At 58.7% G+C, this 22,575-nt stretch carries 23 protein-coding genes, 1 tRNA gene and 1 pseudogene; 16 read left to right on the forward strand and 9 right to left on the reverse strand.

The window, feature by feature from the left end; all coding sequences use genetic code 11:
* Positions 1 to 121: 121 nt before the first annotated feature.
* Complete coding sequence (locus tag ABIN98_RS17785; protein ID WP_346911917.1) at positions 122 to 745, forward strand: hypothetical protein; 624 nt, start codon at positions 122 to 124, stop codon at positions 743 to 745.
* 936 nt (positions 746 to 1,681) lie between these two features.
* Positions 1,682 to 2,383, forward strand: a complete 702-nt coding sequence (locus ABIN98_RS17790) for a hypothetical protein (RefSeq protein WP_346911918.1) — start codon at positions 1,682 to 1,684, stop codon at positions 2,381 to 2,383.
* On the opposite strand, the gene ABIN98_RS17795 is transcribed toward ABIN98_RS17790, so the two are convergent.
* Both ABIN98_RS17795 and ABIN98_RS17800 read right to left on the reverse strand, forming a co-directional pair.
* Positions 2,358 to 2,852 (reverse strand): hypothetical protein, encoded by a 495-nt coding sequence (locus ABIN98_RS17795; RefSeq protein ID WP_346911919.1) that lies wholly within the window; start codon positions 2,850 to 2,852, stop codon positions 2,358 to 2,360. The genes ABIN98_RS17790 and ABIN98_RS17795 overlap by 26 nt on opposite strands.
* A gap of 37 nt (positions 2,853 to 2,889) precedes the next feature.
* Entirely contained in the window at positions 2,890 to 3,126 is a 237-nt protein-coding gene (locus tag ABIN98_RS17800; protein WP_346911920.1) for a hypothetical protein, read from the reverse strand.
* Between the two features lie 289 nt (positions 3,127 to 3,415).
* Here ABIN98_RS17800 and ABIN98_RS17805 point away from each other — a divergent pair, with 289 nt between their 5' ends.
* Together ABIN98_RS17805 and ABIN98_RS17810 are read left to right on the forward strand one after the other, a co-directional pair.
* Entirely contained in the window at positions 3,416 to 3,721 is a 306-nt protein-coding gene (locus ABIN98_RS17805) for an ETC complex I subunit (RefSeq protein WP_346911921.1), read from the forward strand.
* Positions 3,722 to 3,775: 54 nt separating this feature from the next.
* A tRNA-Arg gene (locus ABIN98_RS17810) sits at positions 3,776 to 3,852 on the forward strand.
* 249 nt (positions 3,853 to 4,101) lie between these two features.
* Here ABIN98_RS17810 and ABIN98_RS17815 read toward each other — a convergent pair.
* Complete coding sequence (locus ABIN98_RS17815) at positions 4,102 to 4,350, reverse strand: hypothetical protein (RefSeq protein WP_346911922.1); 249 nt, start codon at positions 4,348 to 4,350, stop codon at positions 4,102 to 4,104.
* A gap of 212 nt (positions 4,351 to 4,562) precedes the next feature.
* On the opposite strand from ABIN98_RS17815, the gene ABIN98_RS17820 reads away from it, so the two are divergent.
* The gene (locus tag ABIN98_RS17820; RefSeq protein ID WP_346911923.1) at positions 4,563 to 6,542 is read left to right on the forward strand and encodes a BTAD domain-containing putative transcriptional regulator; all 1,980 of its coding nucleotides are present in this window, start codon (positions 4,563 to 4,565) and stop codon (positions 6,540 to 6,542) included.
* A 39-nt stretch (positions 6,543 to 6,581) separates the two neighbouring features.
* Here ABIN98_RS17820 and ABIN98_RS17825 read toward each other — a convergent pair whose 3' ends face one another.
* Both ABIN98_RS17825 and ABIN98_RS17830 read right to left on the reverse strand, forming a co-directional pair.
* Entirely contained in the window at positions 6,582 to 6,878 is a 297-nt protein-coding gene (locus ABIN98_RS17825) for a hypothetical protein (RefSeq protein WP_346911924.1), read from the reverse strand.
* A gap of 73 nt (positions 6,879 to 6,951) precedes the next feature.
* Positions 6,952 to 7,242 (reverse strand): hypothetical protein, encoded by a 291-nt coding sequence (locus ABIN98_RS17830; protein ID WP_346911925.1) that lies wholly within the window; start codon positions 7,240 to 7,242, stop codon positions 6,952 to 6,954.
* Positions 7,243 to 7,507: 265 nt separating this feature from the next.
* Between ABIN98_RS17830 and ABIN98_RS17835 the strand changes: the two genes are divergently transcribed.
* On the forward strand, positions 7,508 to 8,926 hold the full coding sequence (locus ABIN98_RS17835; protein WP_346911972.1) for a YcaO-like family protein: 1,419 nt from the start codon (positions 7,508 to 7,510) through the stop codon (positions 8,924 to 8,926).
* A gap of 187 nt (positions 8,927 to 9,113) precedes the next feature.
* Here the strand turns inward: ABIN98_RS17835 and ABIN98_RS17840 are convergent, their stop codons facing one another.
* The gene (locus ABIN98_RS17840) at positions 9,114 to 9,665 is read right to left on the reverse strand and encodes a CAP domain-containing protein (protein WP_346911926.1); all 552 of its coding nucleotides are present in this window, start codon (positions 9,663 to 9,665) and stop codon (positions 9,114 to 9,116) included.
* Positions 9,662 to 10,501 (reverse strand): phosphodiesterase, encoded by an 840-nt coding sequence (locus ABIN98_RS17845; RefSeq protein ID WP_346911927.1) that lies wholly within the window; start codon positions 10,499 to 10,501, stop codon positions 9,662 to 9,664. The genes ABIN98_RS17840 and ABIN98_RS17845 overlap by 4 nt, the downstream gene beginning before the upstream one ends.
* 195 nt (positions 10,502 to 10,696) lie before the next feature.
* Here ABIN98_RS17845 and ABIN98_RS17850 point away from each other — a divergent pair, with 195 nt between their 5' ends.
* From ABIN98_RS17850 to ABIN98_RS17865, 4 genes are read left to right on the forward strand one after another with little or no spacing between them, the layout of a single operon-like run.
* Positions 10,697 to 12,454 carry a glycosyltransferase family 39 protein gene (locus ABIN98_RS17850; RefSeq protein WP_346911928.1) on the forward strand — a complete coding sequence of 586 codons (1,758 nt, stop codon included), beginning with the start codon at positions 10,697 to 10,699 and terminating at the stop codon, positions 12,452 to 12,454.
* Between the two features lie 30 nt (positions 12,455 to 12,484).
* A complete protein-coding gene (locus tag ABIN98_RS17855; protein WP_346911929.1) occupies positions 12,485 to 13,381 on the forward strand; it encodes a phosphatase PAP2 family protein in 897 nt (298 codons plus the stop codon).
* A gap of 1 nt (position 13,382) precedes the next feature.
* Positions 13,383 to 14,159: a glycosyltransferase family 2 protein gene (locus ABIN98_RS17860; protein WP_346911930.1), complete on the forward strand. Its 777-nt coding sequence runs from the start codon at positions 13,383 to 13,385 to the stop codon at positions 14,157 to 14,159.
* Positions 14,160 to 14,177: 18 nt separating this feature from the next.
* Positions 14,178 to 14,492, forward strand: coding sequence for a lipid-A-disaccharide synthase N-terminal domain-containing protein (locus ABIN98_RS17865; protein ID WP_346911931.1), 315 nt, complete (start codon positions 14,178 to 14,180; stop codon positions 14,490 to 14,492).
* A 21-nt stretch (positions 14,493 to 14,513) separates the two neighbouring features.
* On the opposite strand, the gene metC is transcribed toward ABIN98_RS17865, so the two are convergent.
* Entirely contained in the window at positions 14,514 to 15,692 is a 1,179-nt protein-coding gene (gene metC, locus ABIN98_RS17870; RefSeq protein ID WP_346911932.1) for a cystathionine beta-lyase, read from the reverse strand.
* A gap of 253 nt (positions 15,693 to 15,945) precedes the next feature.
* Here metC and ABIN98_RS17875 point away from each other — a divergent pair, with 253 nt between their 5' ends.
* The 6 genes and pseudogenes from ABIN98_RS17875 (at position 15,946) to ABIN98_RS17900 (ending at position 21,716) form a co-directional block, all read left to right on the forward strand.
* Entirely contained in the window at positions 15,946 to 16,962 is a 1,017-nt protein-coding gene (locus tag ABIN98_RS17875) for an amino acid ABC transporter substrate-binding protein (RefSeq protein ID WP_346911933.1), read from the forward strand.
* 225 nt (positions 16,963 to 17,187) lie between these two features.
* Positions 17,188 to 18,402, forward strand: coding sequence for an amino acid ABC transporter permease (locus tag ABIN98_RS17880; protein ID WP_346911934.1), 1,215 nt, complete (start codon positions 17,188 to 17,190; stop codon positions 18,400 to 18,402).
* 9 nt (positions 18,403 to 18,411) lie between these two features.
* Complete coding sequence (locus ABIN98_RS17885) at positions 18,412 to 19,566, forward strand: amino acid ABC transporter permease (protein ID WP_346911935.1); 1,155 nt, start codon at positions 18,412 to 18,414, stop codon at positions 19,564 to 19,566.
* Positions 19,567 to 19,636: 70 nt separating this feature from the next.
* A pseudogene (locus ABIN98_RS17890) lies at positions 19,637 to 20,441 on the forward strand (amino acid ABC transporter ATP-binding protein).
* 93 nt (positions 20,442 to 20,534) lie between these two features.
* Positions 20,535 to 21,158 (forward strand): TIGR02117 family protein, encoded by a 624-nt coding sequence (locus tag ABIN98_RS17895; RefSeq protein WP_394701549.1) that lies wholly within the window; start codon positions 20,535 to 20,537, stop codon positions 21,156 to 21,158.
* 141 nt (positions 21,159 to 21,299) lie between these two features.
* A complete protein-coding gene (locus tag ABIN98_RS17900) occupies positions 21,300 to 21,716 on the forward strand; it encodes an META domain-containing protein (RefSeq protein WP_346911937.1) in 417 nt (138 codons plus the stop codon).
* A 14-nt stretch (positions 21,717 to 21,730) separates the two neighbouring features.
* On the opposite strand, the gene sseA is transcribed toward ABIN98_RS17900, so the two are convergent.
* Entirely contained in the window at positions 21,731 to 22,573 is an 843-nt protein-coding gene (sseA, locus tag ABIN98_RS17905; protein ID WP_346911938.1) for a 3-mercaptopyruvate sulfurtransferase, read from the reverse strand.
* Between the last annotated feature and the right edge of the window lie 2 nt (positions 22,574 to 22,575).

Raw genomic sequence — 22,575 nt, forward strand, 5'->3', positions numbered from 1 at the left:
CAGGCATAGGGATCCTCGGTCTGATATCGTGTGTCCGATGCCGCTTTGTCCACGTACACCTTGACCGGGATCGGCTTATGTTCTTGAGTGATTTCAGTTTATCATGCCTGAGGATGCCGTTATGCAGAAATCCCAGGTCTCGTGGCTTATTTGCCTGCCATTGGTCATTTGTCTCTGCGTTCCGACGAAGGCTCAAAATGCCAAGCAGACCGATCAGGACGCCGGAAACACGAAGGTCTTGTGGACCACGGAGCCGGTGCGGGTAGATCGGAAAAACCAGAAATTGCCGCGCGCGCCCGACCGCCGGTTAAGCGAGCCTTTTCCTGATCATATCTATATTCCGAAAAGTGTCCGCGTGTCCGATAGCACGACCTTTCAGGTCGGAGATGATATCTTCCGTCTGGCCTTTCTTGAGCCGATTCCGCCCCAGAAGGTGTGCAAAACGGAGGAGGGGCGCAGGTGGTCTTGCGGATTGCGGGCGCGGACAAATCTTAGAGCAATGATTGCCGGCAAGCAGATCAAGTGCAGGCAGACCGGACAAACCGAGCAGGGGGTGCCCTTGGTCAATTGCGAGGTGCATTTTGGCGTTACTCTGGCTGAGGATTTGTTAAGGTCAGGCTCCGCGACCATGACACCGGATGCGCCCGTCGAACTGACGAAGGCGTCCACTTTTGGCGTTGAAACACGTGCAGGTATCTGGAGCGATGCCGAGTTTCTGAATGCCAATGGAGGAAGAAGACAGTGAACAGCAAACGAAAACTCTCCAATTTTGGAAAGTCCGGTCTCCTCTCTGCCGTCTTTTTTTGGTCGGTGTTCGCCCCAGTTCCAGGTTCTGCTCAGGTGGATAATCGACGAAACGAGGGATGGCCTTATATCGAAGGCGTCCCGAACGCACCACGTTATGGGGATCGGCGGGACAATCGCCCAGGTTACCGTCCGGGAGATCAGAACGAGAATCGATACAATGTAACGCCTGGATACAGGCCAGGATACGCTCCCAATAGCAGCCCTGCTTATCCCTCCAGCAATTGCCCCGCTGACGATCAGCGTTGCCGATAGGGCCGTTTGCCGCGTTCACGACAGCGCCGGCCCGTCGCGTGTAAGTTCATTAAATTTCGATCTTATCTTCTGATTGGATCCCGGCGATCATTCCTTCGGGAATTTCCGGGCTTTGACCAGCCGTGACAAGAGAATTCAGCGTCCTCAAAATACAATCTCTCAAGCAAGTAATGGTTGCATTCGCTAAAGTAGACTTAGCGCAATGCATGCATAGTAAAATTGTATTTTTGAATTTTAACCTTATTTTTTGATTAATTAGTGGGTTCGAATTCATTCGCTTGTATTTGACGGCATACTATCACACGTTGAAGGAACCAGTTGTTAACTATGATAGGTCCGATAATGGCGAAAATAGTCATCATCTGGGGGAGTTCGGGAAAAATCTGGCGGAGGAGATTTTAAACGGGGGAAACAATAGCCGGACGGCAGTCCGATATCCGCCTGACACAAAATAAAAGCCAATGTGGATGGGAACACGTGGACTTGGTCGGTATTCGCCGTCCAGTTCGGTGACTGCTGCGCCTAAGGAAACAAGGTAATCGGGTCTTGGAACGGCGGGCAGGCCTCAGGACATCAGATAACACGGGAACGGGACGGCCTCGGCCGAGGCGGGTAAATCAAGATGTTCGTCGATCAAACGGGTGAGGGAACCCTGGAAATTTCCAGCGCAATCTCGATCCTTCAGGCAAAGATAAAAGATGCGGGGCTTCGTCTGAAGGAAAGTTCGGATTTTACTTTGTTCGAGGATACGATTCGGGCGACCGAGGATCGCTATCTGATGGAGGATTTCTCCAGCAGGTTCTTCGACCTGCATGGCGCCATGGCGTTCTGGATCGGTGCCTGGGACGAGAAGGGGGAGCCGGTTTCCGTTCAGGCGGCAAAAGTCGAGGATCTGAAGGATCGCAGTCTGGGCGAATTCTGGCAGCAGCAGCAAAGGCGGATGTTCGTCGACCCGGCGCCGAATGCGGTGCTGGGCGAAGAGCATGCGCAAGATGCGTTCTACATGCGCGGTAAAATTGTCTATCACGGCAATCTCTGGCTCCGCCGGGATGCGCGCGGCAAGGGGCTGGCCGAGGCGTTGACCCAACTCGGCTTTCTGGTTTCGCTGCTGAAATGGTCTCCGGATTATCTCTACGGCCTGATGGCTGCGAGAAACGCCATGAAGGGGTTCGGGATCCGGGTGGGGTACCGGCGATACGTACCGCGCGGGACCCACTGGGTCGTTCCACCGGCGCACATCCGTCCTGACGACTGGCTGGTGTACTCGACCAGAAGCGACCTCATCGGTCTTGCCAGGACTATTGTTGCTGAAGGTCTTGAATGACGCCGAAATACGCGCAGAAACGCCTGTCTGAATGTGCTGACGGGCGCAGCGTCATGATCAGGCGCTCGAAGGCGATCTCGATCGTGCCGCCTTCCAGATGCAGGGCCGTGCGCGCGTAGCCATAGTAGGGGCGTCCGGACAAGGCGGCTCGGTAGCCTTCGGCGGAAGCGTATTCCAGGTCCGGGTCCGGGGTTCTCAGTTCCTGTCCCTGCTGCATGGCCCATTCGTCGCCGAACAGGCTGCGCTGGCTGGATCTGCGTCCGACATAGAAAATGGGAGGAGGGCCGATGCCCTCAAGCTTGTCGGAACATAAGCTCAGGTATGGCATGTGTTCGCGCAGGTTCTCGTTCACGAGGCCCGAGGAAGACATCATGCTTTCATAAAAGGCAGAGAGCTGAGGGTCGGCGAGGCCCTTGTCGATCGCCTCGGTACCCAGCTCGGTAAAAACTGGCCGTTTTGTGGTCAGCAAAATCGCACCGTTCCCTGACTTCGATTAGTAGTGATTTCTACTCTTTCACGAATGCCTTAAGAAGGAGTTCAATAATACCGTAAAATTCTTCCTTCGTCTCATGAGATAACTCATGGGCACTGGCAACTTGGTAGTCGAGTGTCAGGATCATGTCCCACATTTCGGTGAGATTATGGCGATCGACTTCGGCTTTCAGTTTTTTGAGCCGCCTGTCACCAGGTTGAACATGTTCATGAAAATAGGCAGATTGCGGTATGAAGGGTGGTGTTTGCATTTTTTTCGAACACTCTCCGAAAGGTGCGTGTCCCGGATTCTTCGGGATCCGGTTAGAAGTCCTGCCGATCTAAAGCAGTGATACCAATGGCACAAATTACTCTGAGTTGTATAGGGGCAAATGAAACCAATCCCCATTTACGGTTAAACCGACTTTAAGTGAAGACTGATCCGGAGGCTTGGTCCCGTCTTCTCCATCGGGTGTTGACACGGGGCCAAAAGAGGGGAAAAACCTTGGCTGTGGAAGCCGGTCCGGGGAAGCGGGCAGGCCCAGTTCGGGAACGATCAAAATGCTTGCACGCATCTATCGGCCAGCGAAAACCGCCATGCAATCCGGAAAAGCCAAAACCCATCGTTGGGTTCTGGACTATGAACCGGAGACGGCCCGTTCGGTGGAGCCGCTTATGGGGTACACCTCCTCTTCCGACATGCGGCAGCAGATTCGGCTTTATTTCGAAACGAAGGAAGAGGCTGTCGCTTACGCCCGGCGCAACAGCATCGCCTATCGCGTCGAGGAGCCGCGTGAGCGCAAGATCAGAGGCGCCTCCTATTCCGATAATTTCAAGTTTAACCGAATTGCGCCCTGGACCCACTAAGTCCGTATCCTTGGATCGGGCATGTCGCGAGTCGCATGCCACACCTTCCAATCAGGCCCCGTAGCTCAGCCGGATAGAGCACTCGCCTTCTAAGCGAATGGTCGCAGGTTCGAATCCTGCCGGGGTCGCCAATTCTCGGAAATTTGTTTTGCCTCGGGCGCCGAACGGCTGCGCCTTGAAACGAACTGCTGCGCCGGGGCGAATGCAGATGCCGATCGCGCAGAGAGTTTTTTGTTGGTTCTGAAGACGCCGGAGAAATCGATCAGGCGAGAATAAACGATGCAGGCAAATTTGCCTGGTGCCTTCGCGTTCATAAGGTTGACACCGAACCTCGAAATGAGGTCCGGTATCCTCCCTTCTCTTGAAGAATACGCCCTGGATCAGGCGTTTTCCTTGGCTCCGTTGCCTTCCGAAATCGTCAAGGGTGTGATTTTCGCCTTGAGAAGCATGTTCATTTCCTCCGAATCCTCATCCAGCGCATTGAGCGCCATGTCGAGGAAGTAGGCGCAGAAGGTCCGGCCGTCTTTTTCGGCTTCGCGCTTTGTGAAATAGATCATGCGCTTCAAGGTCTCTTGAGCGAGTTCGTCACCCGGGGCCTGGTTCAGGTCGATGTCAACCGCTTTGGACATTTTGATACCCACCATAATTTGGAATTTCGAATTGCTGCCTTTTGGCATTCTTCTTAGCGCGGCAGGATCGTTTCGCCGCGTGAAATTACCGTGATAGACATATCCTACATAACAGGAAACAGTTTTGCAGCGTATTCGCAAAACTTGGTAACTGCTGCATAATCAGTCTCGGTGGTACTCTAACGGTTGATCCGTGGGTCATGGGAAGAATTTTGAAAATTCAAAGCCTTGGTGTTCCAGCTCTTACCGACGACACGCGTGCTCCGGTTGCGGTGAAAACGCGCAAGGCCTTGGCTATCCTGATCTTTTTGCTGAGAACACCCGGCAATACGATTCCGCGCGAAGCTCTGGCGGATTTTTTCTGGAGCAACACATCACGGGACAAGGCCACCCAGTCCCTGCGTCAGGCCTTGCGGCAATTGCGCACGATCGAGGAGACGGCCGGAATCCGTTTCCTGCAGACGGGGAACATGCATGTTTCGCTGGATCCAGGCGGACTTGACTGGGATCTGGTCCGTCTCGGGACATTGATCGGGCGCGGTAGAGCCGCTGATTTCAAGGAAGCCGAAACTCTGTGGAAGGGCGAATTCCTCTATGGTTACGAAGCGCTCGATCCGGAGTTCAACAGCTGGCTGTTGATCGAGCGGGAGCGAATCCGCACCGACCTTCTGGCAGACTGTTTCAGGAAGATCGACGTCATGACGGCCGGCGACGACGATGAAAGCATCGAGGCGGCGGCGAAGTTTCTGCTCCATGTGGACGGTACTCTGGAGCATGCGCACCAGATTTTGATACGGCGCTACTTGACACTGGGGCAAACGGAACGGGCCCGCCAGCAGCTCAAGGCATGTGAACGGGAATTGGCGATCGGCCTCGACGCCAAACCCGATCCGGCAACCTATCGGCTTTTCGAGGAGACCGCCGGACCGGTCCCGGCGGGAACAGGGGCGAAGCGGGGCGTCTTCAATCTGTCGGGTATGCTTGGCCCGTTGGACAGCGAAGAAATCCGTCTGCCGGAAATCTCTATCCTGTCCCTGTCGCTTGATAGTTCGGGACAGATGAATGCCAGGATGCTGCGGGATGAAATCGTGGCTGGACTTTCGTCCTATCGGTCTTTCGAACTGATTCAGGCGGAATACAGGGAAGAGGATAGTGGCGGCAGCGTCACGCGTGTGGAGAGTGGGGAACTGGGGAGCTATCTCCTGCGCTTTCGCCATGATCCGGCAGCGAGCCGTGTTTATATCCAGTTCGAGAGCCGAGATACCGGCAGGATCCTTTTCAACGAGATCATCGACTTCGATGTGCTCAGCGACAGGAATTCGGCCCATGTAGCAGCCTTTCACACCGTCAGTCGCATTCATGCCTATGTGGTCGGCCGTCTGCGCAAGGGGGGGATGTCGATGCCCTTCGCCCGCTGGTGTCAGGCGGAATCGCTGATCTGGGAGTTCACGCCGGCGGCGGATGCAAAGGCGCTGTTGATCCTCGATCAGCTCGAAAGGTCGCACAACACGTTTTCGATGACCTACGCGGGCAAGGCCTCGATCAATATGAAGCGTCTGCTTTACTATCCGAAGGAAATGGCCGACTCCAAACAGGGGATCGAGGACATCCTCTCGGTGGCGGAGCGGGGCGTTCTGCTGGACCCATGGCAATCGGTCAATCAGCGTGTTTATGGCTGGGCGCTCGTCCAGTCGGGCCTCGCCGAAGATGCCCGACGCGCGTTCAGACATGCCGAACAACTCAATCTTGTGGATCCGAACAATCTCATGTCGGTCGCAGAAGGTCTGGCCTTCGTTGGAGATATCGAAAGCGCCCGCAAGATCGCGGAGCGGGCCTTCGGATTGTTTCCTGCCGTACCCCGGATCTTTTTCGAATATCTGGCCAACATCCACTTCGCGGCGGAAGACTATTCGTCGGCTGCCGAATTTATCGAGCGGGCTCCGGCGGGCAGTATTTTCGGCCTGACCACGCGTATTGCCGCCCTGGTCTGCACGGGCCGGGAAAACGATGCGCTCAATGTGCTTGAGACCTTCAACAGACGGTTCGGCAACAGTATCGACCGCGATCTCCTGAGGCCGCATGACCAGTTTCCCTGGCACCAGAGGATCAATTTCTTTCAGGACCCCAATACCCGAGCGAACTACCGCCGAGGCGCCGATCTGGTTCAGAGGTTCTTCTTTGGCGGGTTTTGATGGGGCCGTTTGAAAACAGCCAGTCATGGATATCGGAGGCTAATTCAGAGCGGGCGTGATAACGGTTTCGGCGACCCGGGCCAGATAATCGGGATCGTGCCGGTCCAGCCGCTGCTGATTGAGACGGAAAGGCAGGACCGCGACAGGCTGACCGGCTCGTTCGCTCAAGACCTTGAAGTTGAACAGCGCCATTGTCTCTTCCGGCAGTCCGATACGTCGCAGTTCGGACTTCGGGTCGGTTTCCAGACGCTTGCGCAAGTCAGGGTCCCGCGACGCTTCCGCCAGGAGGCGGCCAAGTTCGCGAGTGTTTTCCTTGTAATAGGGAAATCGGGCCATAAGCCTCTCCTCCTGTCCGGGCGGCGGATGCGGGTCCGATCTCCCGCATCCGTAAAGGAGCCGGAATAGCGGCTTATTTCGGCAGGTCCTCATAGAAGCAGGCGCCCAATGCCTGGCGGCCGAGCTCTTCCAGGTAGGCTTCGTCGCCGTTGGCGAGCCGGGTTTGGTCGATGCCTGCCGGCACGACGAGGTGGACCGTATCTGCGGTATCCGCGCAGACGATCATGGCGGACGAAAGACCAGCTTCGGGGAGCGAAGCTGCAGGATCCGCGACAAATGCTTCGCGGGCCGCGCTGTCGGAAAGAATTTGACCGAGCTTCCGGCCGGTTTCGAGAATTTCGCGGCTATGAATGTTGTTTTCCATGTTTCGATAACCCTGCTTCTGTCGCCTGATTAGGCGAATTTCTTTCTCCTTCTCTTGAGTTAAATTGAAAAGCTCAAGAGAAATATCTTTATATATGTCGAATTAAATTAAGTTTATGCGAAATGTCGCTAGAAACTAATTAATTCGACGATTAAATACTTTTCGATTGCATGAAATTGATCAATGGAAATTTGTGAATTACTATTCAATGCAATTTTAGGTAGATTCTACATGTGGACAAAACGTGGTCACCGGTAAGAAGGCAATGGCGCAGCTGCTCGAGCGGCTTCAGGAGGGGGATGTCCGGTCCCGAGCGTGGAGATCGGATCCGGGCGGCATTAGGTCGGCCAGCGACCGGCTTCTGGATTGGGGACTTGCCGTGGGAAGCAGTGCGGACGTCCGTCTGTCACCTGGAGTGAGCCCGGAAGTTGTCGCTCTGTTTGCAGGTTTGATCGACCTTTATGAACCGGTCCTGAAACCGGTGGCCTTGACGGATTGCCCGATCCATTTTTGCACCGGACTGGTCCGGTTGCCCGGGCGCGCAAACTCGGCTTCCAACGAAGCGCGCATAACCATTCCAGCGGGAGGTCAGGGCTCCGATCCGGCAATTGCCGCTCTTTCCTGCCTTGGTGAAATGGCTGAGCGGGTAAGTCTTTTTTCCGAGGGGGGCGAAGATCCTCGCATTCGATGGAGAAACGACGACCTTGAGGATCTTCCTCTCGGGCCTGTTCTGGGCTTCAGCACGAGACAGGAGCGAAGGTTTGCCGAACGCTCACCGGCGCTTCAGGCGGTCTTTCGACAAGACGGGATCGATTGGAACGCCATGTCGGACAGGCGGGTTGAGATCACCCGTTTGCGCGATGGAGGTCGGGCGCAAATTCCGGCTTATGCCGTTCTAATGGGGGAGAGGGACGGCATGGCACCATCCGTTCCCAGTGTGGCATCCAGCTCGGGTGCCGCGGTCTGGTCGAGCCGGGAAGGGGCTGCGCGGCGGGCGCTTCATGAGCTTGCCGAAAGAGACGCTTTCGGACGCGCCTGGTACAACCGCTTGGGGATAACTCGGGTATGCCCGGAGGATTGGGGCCGGATTCTGCCTGAAAATTTAGCACAATTCCTGAATGCGCGTTCGCGCTACACGAGTGTTCTCCGGGTTTTCAGTGATTTTGACGTGCATGTTCTGGCGGCTGTGTCCTGTCAGCAAAACGGTTTGGGGGGATGTCTGGGAGTCGCCGCGGCTCCCTCCGCCGCAGATGCCGCATCTTCCGCCGTTTCGGAAATGCTGCAGGCGGAGATCTCCCTGGAATTCTCAGCCCGGGCCTATGACGCGGATCGCAGGCGTGGGGAGGTGCAGATGCCGCCGCGGCTCGCTCTGGCGGGAACACTGCGTTTGTCCGACGAGCTGGGGTTGAAAGACCTGCCGTGGGCGGACCCACAGGCACTGGCACGCATCTACGATGAAGATGACCTGGAACGGAGTTGCCATGCCCGAAACATCGATCTCTGGCGGTTTGATGCGACCAGGGCCGACCTCGGCATTCCTTGCGTGAAAATCCTGTCGCCGCAGCTGTGTTCCTGGCAACCGAGGTTCGGCAAACAACGGCTTTTCGCCGGTGGAGAAAGCCTGAACGCTGCCGATATGGAAAGCCTGGAACTGGAATTCGAGAAGCGTCCGTTCCCCTACTGAAAGAGGGGCGTGGCCCGAAGAGCGTTGACAGTCGGGAAGGTCGGCGATATAAAAACTTGAGGGTGAAATTCAACTTTGTTGATGAGCCCTCTCTGGCGATTGCCGGATGCCTTCTCAGGCTCTCTGGAAACTCAAGGCGGGCAATGGCCCGCCTTTCTTTTTGCGCGCTGGACCGAGGCGTCGGAAGCTATTGCAGGCTCGGTCGGCCATCCTCCGTTGGCCGCGACAGGGTCATGACCCAGAAATGGCGCCACTTGCCGTTGGACCGGTCGAAGCTGGCAATGCCGACACGCGTTACATAGGGATTGAGCAGGTTCTTGTTGTGGTCCTTGGATCCCTGCCAGCCGGCGAAGGCGGCCTGCAGCGAGGCATAACCCGCCCCCAGGTTCTCTGCGCCGGCATAATTCGGGTAGCGCGCCTTCTCCAGTCTCTGTGACAGTCCGAAGGCGCTGTGTGCCCAGGTGTCCATGCTGTCGCGCCCGGCAATATGACGGGCCATGTCGGCCGAAACAGTATCAAGCCTTTCGTCGTGGCGCAGCGGTGGTTGACCGTTTTGGGCGCGGTAGGCGTTCAGCATGTTGAGCATCGCCTGCGTGTCGACCGGTACCTGGGTGAAGACCGGCTGATCCTCAAGCTCCTTGTTGCTTTGCACAGCGCCGCAGCCGGCGAGCGGAAAAAGGAGCACGGCGAGAAGGCTTCCGGCTTTCGCGATTTTAACGATCGTCTTCAGGATGGTCATTCCGGCTCATCCCCGGGCCAACTGACGCCTTCGTCAGACCAGAAGGGGAAAGGACCGGGATGGCTTTCGACATAGGCCATGTGAGTCACCAGGCCCGCCGTTGGCGTGTACCGGTGCAGGAAATAGGCAGGCGGTTCGAAATTGAACATGGACGGCGCCTCGTCCGCGAAGTCGAGCACCACCTGATGGGCAACACTGGGTGCAAGGGTCATGACCGTCCCCGCAAAGCCGGCGATGATCGGCCGGTGCACATGGCCGCATAAAAGGCGTTCGACATGCCGGTGACCGCTGAGCACTTCGGCGAACGCCTCCGTATCGTGCAGGCCGATCCGGTCCATGTGAGCGATACCGGTCTGGGCCGGTGGGTGATGAACCGCAACGAGGGTTGGCCGATCGTCTTCCGAAAGGGTCTTGTCCAGCCAGGCAAGCTGGTCTTTCCCAAGATGCCCGTGCGGTTTTCCCGGGACGCTGGAATCCAGCGCCACCAGGCGTATGCTGCCGATCTCCACCGCATAGCACAGGTCCGGTCCTTCGGTTTCATTGATGCCGGGATAATCGGACATGGCGGCACGCATGCCGGCCGCGGTGTCGTGATTGCCGGGGATCAGATAGACGGGCATCGGCAGCCTGCCGAGCAATTGCCTGGCGAGTGCGTATTCGCGCGGATCGTCCTTGTCTGTCAGGTCGCCGGTCAGAACAACCGCGTCCGGGCGGGTTCCAAGGGACAGAAGGGCCTTGATCGCCCGTTCCGCCAGCATGTTGGTATCGCTGACCCGGTAGCAGGTCAGGCCGCGCGGGCGCAGGTGCAAGTCGGTGATATGGGCAATCAGGGTCATGGTCGGTCCCGGAATCGATAGAGCTTCTAAGCGGGGTCGACGATAGTCAAACCTGTGGGGCAAGCAAGGACCTGTTTCCGTTTTGGGATGGTATCCGTAACTGATGACAGGCCTTGAAACCTCATGTAGGAGGAGGCTGCTAAAGATGACCCATCGGTACTCGCCTGACCTGACCGGAGCGATCGGATCTGAGAAATGACGACTGAGACATCAGACACTTCGGGGGACAATTCCGCAGAACAATCAGGACCTGTGGCCCCGGCTCCGGTGCGCCCGCTCTGGCTCCGGCTGTTCGGACACGATCTGTCTGCTCCCCTGTTTCTGCTTCTGGTGTCGCTTTTCCTGTTCGTGCCGGGGCAGTGGACGGTTCCGCCTCTTGACCGGGACGAACCGCGTTTCACGCAGGCGACCAAGCAGATGCTGGAGACGGGGAACTATGTCGATATCCGCTTTCAGGACCAGGCACGGTACAAGAAGCCCGTTGGAATCTACTGGTTGCAGGCGGCTGCGGTAAATGCCTCCGGCCTCGGGGCGGAGGCACCGCTTTGGGTCTACAGATTGCCATCGGCCATCGGCGCGACGCTCTGCGTCCTTTTGACCTTCTGGGTCGCCCGGGCTTTCATGGGGCCCGCGGGAGCGCTGGTCGCAGGTCTGTTCGTGGCCATGGCGATCATCCTCGGGGTCGAGGCGCGGCTTGCCAAGACCGATGCGGTGTTGTTCGCAACGATCCTTCTTGCCCAGGGCGCGCTTGCGCGTATCTGGCTGAAAGAGACGCCCAAGCGCCACTGGGGACTGAGCTTCGTCTTCTGGACTGCCTTGGCGGCCGGCGTTCTGATCAAGGGCCCTGTGGCGCCGATGGTGGTCGGTTTCACCGTTGTCGGCCTGATGGCGCTGAAGCGGCAGGTCGCCTGGTTCAAGGGCGCCGTTCCCCTGTTCGGGATCCTGTGGTTCGTTTTGCTGGTCTCGCCCTGGTTCATCGCCATCTGGATGGCAACGGACGGGGCTTTTTTCCAGGAAGCGATCGGCAAGGATCTTCTCGGCAAGGTCGGGCAGGGGCAGGAGAGCCACGGCGCGCCGCCGCTGACGCATCTGGCCACCATGTTCGGGGTCTTCTGGCCGTTGCCGGGGTTCATCTTCCTAACGCTGGCCACGGTCTGGCGGGAACGGGCGAGCCGTCTGGTTCTCTTCTGTGTGTCCTGGTTCGTGCCGTCCTGGATCGTTTTTGAACTCGTGGCCACCAAGCTGCCGCATTACACGATGCCGCTGTTGCCCGCTCTCGCGCTGCCGGTTGCCGCTGCGCTGGTGGATCCGCAGCGCGTACAGACCGGAAGAGTTCTGAGATGGATCGGCGCGTTCCTTCTGGCGTTTCCGGCGGTCGGGATCGCAATCGGAGCGTTTGCCGGTCCCGCGTTCCTTGGCGACTGGCCGTCGCCGCCGGGAGCGGTCATCTGCGTGTTCGCGGCGATCCTGGCGCTCATGGGGGCGCGGTGGCTTGTCGCGGATGTGCCGATCAAGGCGATCCCGCCGGCGCTGGGAGCAGGCGTCTGCATCGCGATCGGGGTTTGGGGATTTGTCGGACCCGCCCTGACGACGATCTGGATCAGTCCGCGCCTCCTTCAGGCCATTTCCGACGTACCCGGATGTCAGCCGGCCCATGTGGTGACCAGTGGCTTCAACGAACCGAGCTTCATTTTCCTGCAAGGAACAGGTACACGCATTGTCTCGGCCGAGCAGGCGGCGGATTTCCTGGCCGGCAAGGACGAAGGTACGGTCACCGGCTGCCGGATTGCGGTTGTCGAAAGCCGTCAGAAAGAGGCATTTTTGAAAGCCTCGGCGGCAAACGGGCTTGTGCCGCAATTGGTAAGCAATGTAGACGGCCTGAACATCAATGGCGGCAAGAGGCAGGATATCGGCCTTTACCTGCCGGCCCATGGCGACAACGAGCGCAAGTAACGAATGACGCGGACCGGATTCATTGAGGGCTTGAGACAGATTGCTGCCCGCGTGCGGCGCAATTACCGGGCCATGCGTCAGATTCTGGCCAGGCGCAAGGTGCGTGCCGCCCGGTTTAACGACCCTTTGCGTCCCGGGCAAAGACCGCAGGACATCCTGGCGGTGCTGATGCTGACTGTGGGCATTGCGGTGGTGGCCTTCGACGTGCCGACCTATCCCTGGATCAGATCCCTGCCGGATGAATATCGGCGGGCGTTTTCCGCTTTCACGGATTTCGGCAAGGCGCACTGGATCCTGTGGTCGACCGGGCTCGTCTGTCTTGCCTTGCTGGCGCTGGATGCCTCTAAGCTGACGTTCCGGTTGCGCACGGGGGTGGGTGCCGTCTTTACCTATGCGGCCTTCACCTTCTACACGGTCGCGGTCACCGGGATCCTGGCCCTGTTCCTGAAATGGGCCCTGGGGCGCGCGCGTCCGAAACTCTATGAGGAAGCCGGTCCGGTCGCCTTCGACTTCCTGTCGTTCCAGGGACACGGATACACCAGCTTTCCTTCCGGCCATTCCACGACAGTTGCGGCCCTCGCCACCGCGCTGGCGCTGATCTTCCCGACCTGGCGCTGGCTGATCGTGGTTGCCGCGTTCTGGGTCGCATTCAGCCGGATCATGGTCGGGGCCCATTATCCGAGCGACGTCATTGCGGGCACCTTGCTTGGCATGACGTTCACATTCTTTACGGCTCGCGCGCTCGCCCGCCGCCGTATCGGCTTTCACCTGTCGACGGCAGGGCGGATCGAGCCGATCATGAGCCGGCGATCGGCATCCTCTTGTCTGCGTGCCTTCCGGCAGGTCCTGCGCGGACGCCGCAGCCCGTGGCGGACCGATGAGCGGTTCGTGGCCGTGGCAGGCGAACGGGACGGAACGGAACGGTGAAATGACCCAGAGTTTTCGGGAAACCCTCGCAAATGCCACTGGCGATCTTGAGGTCACCGTGGTCGTCCCGGCCAAGGACGAGGCGGACAACCTGCCCATCCTGCTCGATGAAATCGGAGCCGCGCTCTCAGGTCGCAGGTTTGAGGTGATCGTCGTGGATGACGGTTCCTCCGACGGCACCGACAAGGTGCTCCAGGTCTATGCTGCGGAAAACCCCTGGCTGCGCCCGTTCCGGCACGAAACGTCCTGCGGGCAGAGCTGCGCGGTGCGGACCGGCGTGTTGAATGCGCGCGGAGATGTGGTCGCGACCATCGACGGCGACGGGGAAAACAACCCCGACTATATTCCGAAGCTTCTTGATGCCTTGACGGCGGGCGGTCCCGCCGTGGCCCTTGCCGCCGGTCAAAGACTTGGCCGCAAGGCCAGTCTCGCCAAGCGCCTGGCATCGAAATTCGCCAACCGGCTTCGCGGTGCGATCCTGAAGGACAACACACGCGACAGCGGTTGCGGCCTGAAGGCGCTCAAGCGCGAGGTTTTCCTGCAATTGCCCTATTTCGACAGCTGGCACCGGTTCTTGCCGGCGCTCGTCATCCGGGAAGGCTATGGGGTCGTGCATATCGACGTGCAGGATCGACAGCGCCGGCACGGCACATCGAAATACGGAATCTTCGACCGGGCCCTGATCGGGATCCTTGACCTTTTCGGCGTCTGGTGGCTGCGCCGCCGGCGCAAGACCATCCCAAGCGCACGTGCCCTTTCCGGCGCGCCTGACGCCTGATCTGAAACGGACGTACCCATGACCGCGCTCTTCGACTGGCTCCACACCGTCTTCATCGAGCAGTTCAATTTCTGGATCGTGCTCGGCTTCGTTGCCCAGGCAATGTTCATGATGCGATTCGTGATCCAGTGGATCGCATCGGAGCGGGTCGGACGCTCGATCGTTCCGGTCGCGTTCTGGTTCTTCTCGATCGCCGGGGGATCTCTATTGCTGGTTTATGCGATCCAGCGCCAGGATCCGGTGTTCATCGCCGGCCAGGGCCTCGGCCTGATCATCTACTTCCGGAACATCTGGCTGATTTTCAAGGAAAAGCGGCGCGATCCGACGATCTGATCGCGCCGTTTTTTATTGACGTCAGCCGAACGCCTTGCCGAAGGCGTGGGTGAGATCCTTGATCAGGTCTCCCGGGTCTTCAAGGCCGATATGCATGCGGATGGAGCATGTTTCAGGGTCCGGGGCGGTAGCCGTGCGGATGCCGGCCAGCTTCACCGGGATGGCCAGGCTTTCGAACCCTCCCCAGGAATACCCGAGGCCGAATAGCGTCAGCGCGTCCAGGAACACGGTGCGCTGGGCATCCGTCGTGCCGGTTTTGAAGTCGAAGGCAAACAACCCGCTGGCACCAGAAAAATCCCGTTTCCAGATGGCGTGGCCCGGATCGGTTTCCAGGGCAGGATAGTGGATTGCCGCGATCTCAGGCCGGCCCTGCAGCCAGGAAATGACTTCCAGAGTGTTCTTCATGTGCCGTTCGAGCCGGACGGAAAGGGTCCTCAGTCCGCGCAGCCCCAGGTAGACATCGTCGGGTGCGACATGAACGCCCATGAAGCCGTGGAAGTCGTTCAAGGCCGGCCAGGCCTTTTCGCTTGCGGCAATCGTGCCCAACATCACGTCGGAATGTCCGACGATGTATTTCGTGCCGGCCTGGATCGACAGATCGACCCCGAGCGATAAGGGCTGGCAATAGAGCGGGCTTGCCCAGGTGTTGTCCATGAGCACGGTCGCGTCGATTTCATGGGCAGCTTTCGCAATGGCCGGCACATCCTGCATCTCGAAGGTCAGCGACCCCGGCGCCTCGGTAAAGACCGCCTTCGTGTTGTCCTTGAACAGGCTGCTGATTTCTTTTCCAAGCGAGGGGTCATAATAGCTGACCTCGATACCGAACTTCGGCAGCACATTGTCCGAGAGCTTGCGGGTGGGGGCATAGGCCGTATCGGGGACGAGCATGTGGTCGCCCGCATTCAGACAGGAAAGACAGGCAAGCGAGATCGCATTCAATCCGGAGTTCGCGAGTTTCGTGCCCGCGGCGCCTTCCATGACCGTAATGGCTTCTTCCAGGGCTTCTGTGGTTGGGGTGCCCCGACGGCCGTAATGGTATTTCTGTCCGCCCGAAGCCATGGTCTCTACGTCGGGAAACAAAACAGTGGACGCATGGACCACCGGGGGATTCACAAAGCCATGAAATTCCGCAGGGGAACGTCCGGCATGCGCCACAACTGTGTCAATGTTATGGGCAGCGGTCGGCGTCTTTTTAGTCATGTTCACCTTCTGTGCATTGTACGGGTAATCATTTCTGCAGTGCGAAACCGGAAATGTCGGATTCAGCGGACCTTAACCCCTTGACCGGTCCCGTCAAATGCCATCGAATGGATCCGTCGGAACCACGGTGGTCCGCCTGGAGGAAAGAACCGGTAAATCCGGTTTGACGCAAGACCGCTAAGCGGGCGTCGAGGGCAACTGCCGTAGGGGGCGATGACTTAATGTATGGGTAAAAAACAAAGGCTGCATTTCCATGTCTAAAAAAATCCTTCCGCTGGTGCTGGGCGCTGCTATGGGCGTCGCGGCGTCGGCTGCGCATGCTGGTACGCTCGAAGACGTCAAGGCCAAGGGCTTTGTACAGTGTGGCGTGAGCCAGGGCCTGCCCGGTTTCTCCAACCCGGACGCACAGGGCAACTGGACCGGTCTGGACGTTGACCTTTGCCGCGCCGTTGCTGCCGCGGTCTTCGGTGACGCTTCCGCCGTCAAGTTCACCCCGCTGTCCGCCAAGGAGCGTTTCACAGCCCTTCAGTCCGGTGAAGTCGACATCCTGTCGCGCAACACCACCTGGACCATGTCCCGCGATACGGCCCTGGGCCTGAACTTCGCCGGCGTGAACTACTATGACGGTCAGGGCTTCATGGTCCGCAAGGACCTGGGCGTGACCTCGGCCCTGGAACTGTCCGGCGCATCCGTCTGTACCAACACCGGTACCACGACCGAGCTGAACGTTGCCGACTACTTCCGCGCCAACAACATGCCGTATGAAATCGTCGCCTTCGAAAAGGCCGACGAAGTTGTTGCCGCTTATGATGCCGGCCGTTGCGACGTCTACACCACGGACGCTTCCGGTCTCTATGCTCAGCGTCTGAAGCTGTCCAACCCGGGCGACCATATGGTTCTGCCGGAAATCATTTCCAAGGAGCCGCTCGGCCCGGTGGTTCGCCAGGGCGACGACCAGTGGTTCAACATCGCCAAGTGGACCCTGAATGCCATGATCAATGCCGAAGAACTCGGCGTGACCTCTGAAAACGTTGACGACATGAAGGGTTCTGACAACCCGTCCGTCAAGCGTCTTCTGGGTGCTGAAGGCGCCTTCGGTGAAGCAATCGGCCTGTCCAACGACTGGGCGTACAACATCATCAAGGGTGTCGGCAACTACGGCCAGTCCTTCGATGCCAACGTCGGTCCGGACACGCCTCTCGGTATTGCCCGCGGCGTCAACGCCCTGTGGTCGAAGGGTGGCGTTCTCTACGCTCCGCCGGTCCGCTAAGGCACGGTTGCGATCCTAAGCCTCAGAGGCCCGGCGACAATCGCCGCCGGGCCTCCCATAACCAGCCAGAAAAATACGCAATCAATGCGTTTGGCTTTTTCAGAGGGTGTGCCCGTTCCGGTCGACGGGGACCTGATGCAACGTCATCGGGATTGGATTTCGGAACAGGCAAATGCGAACGGCGATCTTGAAAAGGGGCCGTTGCAGCTGACTCGGTGAGGTTTTATGTCAGTTCAGGAGCAGCACACGGCGGGACCGCCGGCGCGTGCTTCGTTGATCAATGATCCGAAGGCACGCGGCCTGTTTTACCAGATCCTACTGGTTTCCGGTCTTGTCGCATTGGGTTATTTCATTGTCACGAACACGCTCGCCAACCTGGAGCGCCAGAATATTGCGTCCGGTTGGGATTTTCTGAATACCACGGCAGGCTTCGGCATTATTCAGGCTCTCGCTTCCTATTCGGAGACGTCGAGCTACGGACAGGCGCTATTTGTCGGATTTCTCAATACGCTACTGGTCGCCGTGATCGGCATTTTTTTCGCGACCATTATCGGTTTCGTCGTCGGCGTGGCGCGGTTGTCGAACAACTGGGTGATCTCGCGGCTGGCGTATTGTTACATCGAACTCCTGCGCAACATTCCGCTGCTTCTGCAGATCTTCTTCTGGTATTTCGCGGTTTTGAGAGCCGTCCCGGGCAAGCGGGAAAAGTGGTCTCTGTTTGATTTGTTCCACTTGAACATCGCAGGCTTGCGCGGACCGAAGCCCATTTTTGCGGCGGGGTCCGAGTTTATCGGATATGCGCTGATCATCGGTATTATCGCCACGGTCTTCGTTGCGCGCTGGGCGCACAAGCGTCAGGAAGCTACGGGGCAGCAGTTTCCGACCTTCTGGACTGGCGTCGGTCTCATCCTCGGTTTGCCGATCCTGACATTTTTCCTTTCAGGAATGCCTATTTCACTCGATTATCCGGTCTTCCTTGACACAGGGCCCAAGTTGCAGCGCGGGTTCCAGCTTGGAACCGGCTTCAATGTCATTCCGGAGTTTCTTGCACTGACGACGGCATTGGCGCTTTATACAGCGTCCTTCATCGCGGAGATCGTGCGGGCAGGGATCCAGGCCGTGAGCCACGGCCAGACGGAAGCGGCGCATGCGCTGGGGATCCGTCCCGGGCCGACCTTGAGGCTTGTGGTCATTCCGCAGGCCATGCGGGTGATCATTCCGCCGCTCACCAGCCAGTATCTGAATCTGACCAAAAACTCGTCCCTGGCTGTGGCGATCGCCTTCCCGGACCTGGTGTCCGTCGGCGGTACCGTGCTCAATCAGACGGGCCAGGCGATCGAGATCATCGCGATCTGGATGATCGTCTATCTGTCGCTCAGCCTGATCACGTCGGCCTTCATGAACTGGTACAACCAGCGCATGGCGCTTGTGGAACGATAGGAGCGACCCATGGCAAACGCTGATTTGTTTCACATTCGCACCGAGGAGGCGCCGGTCATGCCGGCGCCGGTCTCGACCACCGGTGTCATCGGATGGATGCGGCAGAACCTGTTCTCGTCCATCCCCAACACCATCCTGACCATCATCGGCATTCTGATCGCCTATTCGATCATCGAGCCTTTCATCAAGTTCGCAATTGTCGATGCGATCTGGACGGGTACGAATCGGGACGCCTGCCTTCCGGCCGAGGCCGGTGGGCATGTGGGCGCCTGCTGGGCCTATGTGAAGGCCTATTTCCCGCAGTTCATCTATGGACGGTATCCGGTAGAGGAAATCTACCGGGTCAATATCGTCTATGCGATGTTCGTGGTCCTGCTTGTGCCGCTGGCGATACCGAGTGCGCCGTTCAAGGCGCTCAACGCGATCCTGTTCCTCTTCGTGTTTCCGATCGTGGCCTATTTCCTTCTGACAGGCCTGGTATTCGGAGACACGGTGATCCTGCCGATTGTGGAAACGGCTGTGTGGGGCGGTCTGCTGGTGACACTCGTCATTGCGGTGACCGGGATCGTGGCGTCACTGCCGCTCGGCATTCTGCTGGCCCTCGGGCGGCGCTCCAAGATGCCGATCATCAAGCTGGTCTCGGTGATCTTCATCGAGTTCTGGCGGGGCGTGCCGCTGATCACGGTGCTGTTCATGTCCTCGGTCATGCTGCCGTTGTTCCTGCCGGAAGGCGTGGTCTTCGACAAGCTGTTGCGGGTTCTGATCGGGGTAACGCTGTTCTCCGCCGCCTATATGGCGGAAGTCGTGCGGGGCGGCCTGCAGGCCATCCCCAAAGGACAGTACGAGGGGGCGATGGCGCTCGGCCTCAGGTTCTGGCAGATGATGGGTCTCATCATTCTGCCCCAGGCGCTGAAGCTCGTCATCCCGGGCATCGTCAACACCTTCATCGGTCTGTTCAAGGATACCACCCTGGTTCTGATTGTCGGCATGTTCGACCTGCTCGGCCAGATCCAATCCTCCTTCTCGGATCCGAATTGGTCCACCCCGACCCAGGGGCACACCGGCTATCTCTTCGCGGCCATCGTATTCTGGTGCTTCTGTTTCGGCATGTCGCGCTACTCCATCTTCATGGAGAAGAAGCTGCACACCGGTCACAAACGCTAGCTGCGCACGGCAGCTCACGGAACGCGGCTGCCGCGTTCCGTCGATAACGAATTTCATGGAGTAGACACTCATGAGTGAGAACGCTGTAAGCAATGAAGAACTGGCGGCCGACCGTTCGAGAATGACGGTCTCGGAAACGGATGTGGCTGTCGAAATCATCAACATGAACAAGTGGTATGGCGACTTCCACGTGCTGCGCGACATCAATCTGAAGGTGATGCGCGGCGAGCGGATCGTCATCTGCGGGCCGTCCGGGTCCGGCAAGTCGACCATGATCCGTTGCATCAACCGGCTGGAGGAACACCAGAGCGGCCAAATCATCGTTGAGGGCAACGAACTCTCAGATGACCTGAAAAAGATCGATGAGATCCGCCGCGAAGTCGGTATGTGCTTCCAGCACTTCAACCTGTTTCCGCATCTGACCATCCTCGAGAACTGCACGCTTGCCCCGATCTGGGTGCGCAAGATGCCGAAGAAGGAAGCCGAAGACATCGCCATGCACTATCTGGAGCGGGTCAAGATCCCCGAACAGGCCGCGAAATATCCGGGGCAGCTTTCCGGTGGTCAGCAGCAGCGCGTCGCGATCGCCCGGTCGCTGTGCATGAATCCGAAGATCATGCTGTTCGATGAGCCAACGTCGGCTCTCGATCCGGAAATGATCAAGGAAGTGCTCGACGTGATGGTGGGGCTCGCCGAGGAAGGCATGACCATGCTCTGTGTGACCCACGAAATGGGCCTTCGCGCGCAAGGTCGCCAACCGGGTGATCTTCATGGACGCCGGGCAGATCGTCGAACAGAACGAGCCGGAAGAGTTCTTCACCAATCCTCAGCACGAGCGGACCCAGCTGTTCCTCAGCCAGATCCTGCATCACTGAGGACGGGTGTTGCACCGAAGCGGCATCGTTTCATGGATATTGCGAGGCCTCACGGGCCTCGCAATTTTCGTTTCGGGCCTTGTTATCCTGGGCCTGCTCGGGATTGTGGTTCCGCGTGGGGCATCCGGCGGGGCGCAAGCGGAAGCTGCCGCTCCGGAGGTTGCCCGCACGATCCTATTGCTGTCCAATCCGATCCATACCGATATCGCCTTGCCGGCAACGCCGGATGTGCTCAAGGAATTCGGCTTCGTCAGTGAAGGTGGCCTGGAACTGGATTACCCCGGCGTTCAATGGGTCATATTCGGTTGGGGCTCACGCCGGTTTTACGTGGAGACACCCCGCTGGGCGGATCTGAAGCCGGGACCGGTTGTCGCCGCGCTTACGCTCGACAGTTCGGTGATGCATGTCGCCCGTGCCGGATATATCGGCACGGAGACGCCGGAAGTGCGCAGCCTGACCCTTTCAGTCGACGGCTTCCGGAAAATGGTTGAGGCGATCCGGCAGGACTTTGCGCCCGAAGGGGATGGGTCCCGCAAGGCGATCGAAGGCGTGAGCTACACGGCCCATGACGCCTTCTTTCCGGCGAAGGGAACGTTCAATGCCCTGAACGGCTGCAACACCTGGACCGCGCGGATGTTGCGGCAGGCGGGGCTGACGACCGGCTGGTGGACGCCGCTTCCCCAGGGACTTCTCTGGTCGATCGATCTGCATAATTGAGGTGACCGATCCGGTCGGCTTACTCTTCTGCCGCCGACGGGTGTTTTTCGATGTTTACGTAACGTTATTTTCGGGGCGGTATTGCTGAGGTTGTGATTACAGCCTCAGGAGAAATTCATGCGGATCATCCGGGATCAATTAATGGCCGTACGTGTCCGGATCGCGCTGTGCGCCTTTCTGGTCCCGGTTCTGGCGAATGCAGCATCGGCACAGGATGTTCCGGCAGAGCTCATCAGAAGCTGGAAGGTCGAGGCAATTTCCGGCGAAACGGTGGATCCTGGTGTCATGGCCAACCTGGAATTCGAAGGCGCCGGCACCGTTGATGGTTCCGGCGGCTGCAATTCCCTGTTCGGTCCCTACAGCATGGAAGACGGCTTCAAGATCGGGCCGCTGGCGGTGACCCGGAAGGCCTGCCCGCCGACTGTCCTCAGCCAGGAGCAGGCCCTCATCAAGGCCATTTCCGCAGTCCGCAATTTCCGGCTGGAAGCGGATAACCAGCAGCTTCTGCTGTTGAATGGTTCGGGCGATGCGGTCGTCCAATTGTCCGCAGTCAAATAATCGCCCCGACAGTGTCAGTCCGTCACGACCTCGGTGTCGTCCCGTCCACCCCATTCAGTCCAGGATCCATCGTAAAGCGTGTGATCCTTGTGGCCCACGAGCGTGAGGGCGAGGGTAATGACGGCTGCGGTCACACCTGAGCCGCAACTGGTCGTAACCGGTTTTTCCAGGTCGACACCGGCATCGGCAAAGATTGCTTTCAGCTTGTCCGGCGCCAGGAAGGTGCCGTCCTCGGCGGTAAAGCCGGTCGAAGGCGTGTTGAAGGCGCCAGGCATGTGGCCACCGCGCAGGCCTGCACGGGGCTCGGGAACTTCCGCCTTGAACCGGGCGGCGGGCCGGGCGTCGAGGATCTGTCGGCTGTTTTCCTGGATCATTTGCTTGACGTCCGAGAGATCCGCGACGGCGCCGTGATTGAAGCGCGCCGTAAAGTGCCGTTCCGGGCGGGTGACCGTGCCGTCTTCCACCGGACGTCCTTCGGCTTTCCATTTCGGCAGTCCGCCGTTCAGAATGAAAACCTGCTCGGCGCCCATGACCTTGAACATCCACCAGGCGCGCGGTGCGGAGTAGAAACCCGCGGAATCGTAAACCACCACGGTCTGGCCGTCGCCGACGCCGAGCTTGCGCATCTTCGATGAAAACACATGCGGAGCGGGCAGGGTGTGCGGCAGGTCGGAGTTCGGATCGCTGACGTCGTCGATGTCGAAGCGGACGGCGCCGGGAATGTGTTCCGCCCGGTACTCCGCATTGGCGTCACGCCCGGCGTTGGGCAGGTACATCGAGGCGTCCAGGAGAACCAGGTCTGGCGCGTCCAGGTGCTCTGCGAGCCATTCGGTGCTGACAAGCGGATTTTCGATCATGG

Origin of the sequence: uncultured Roseibium sp. (genome assembly GCF_963675095.2) — a bacterium.
Taxonomy (GTDB): Bacteria; Pseudomonadota; Alphaproteobacteria; order Rhizobiales; family Stappiaceae; genus Roseibium.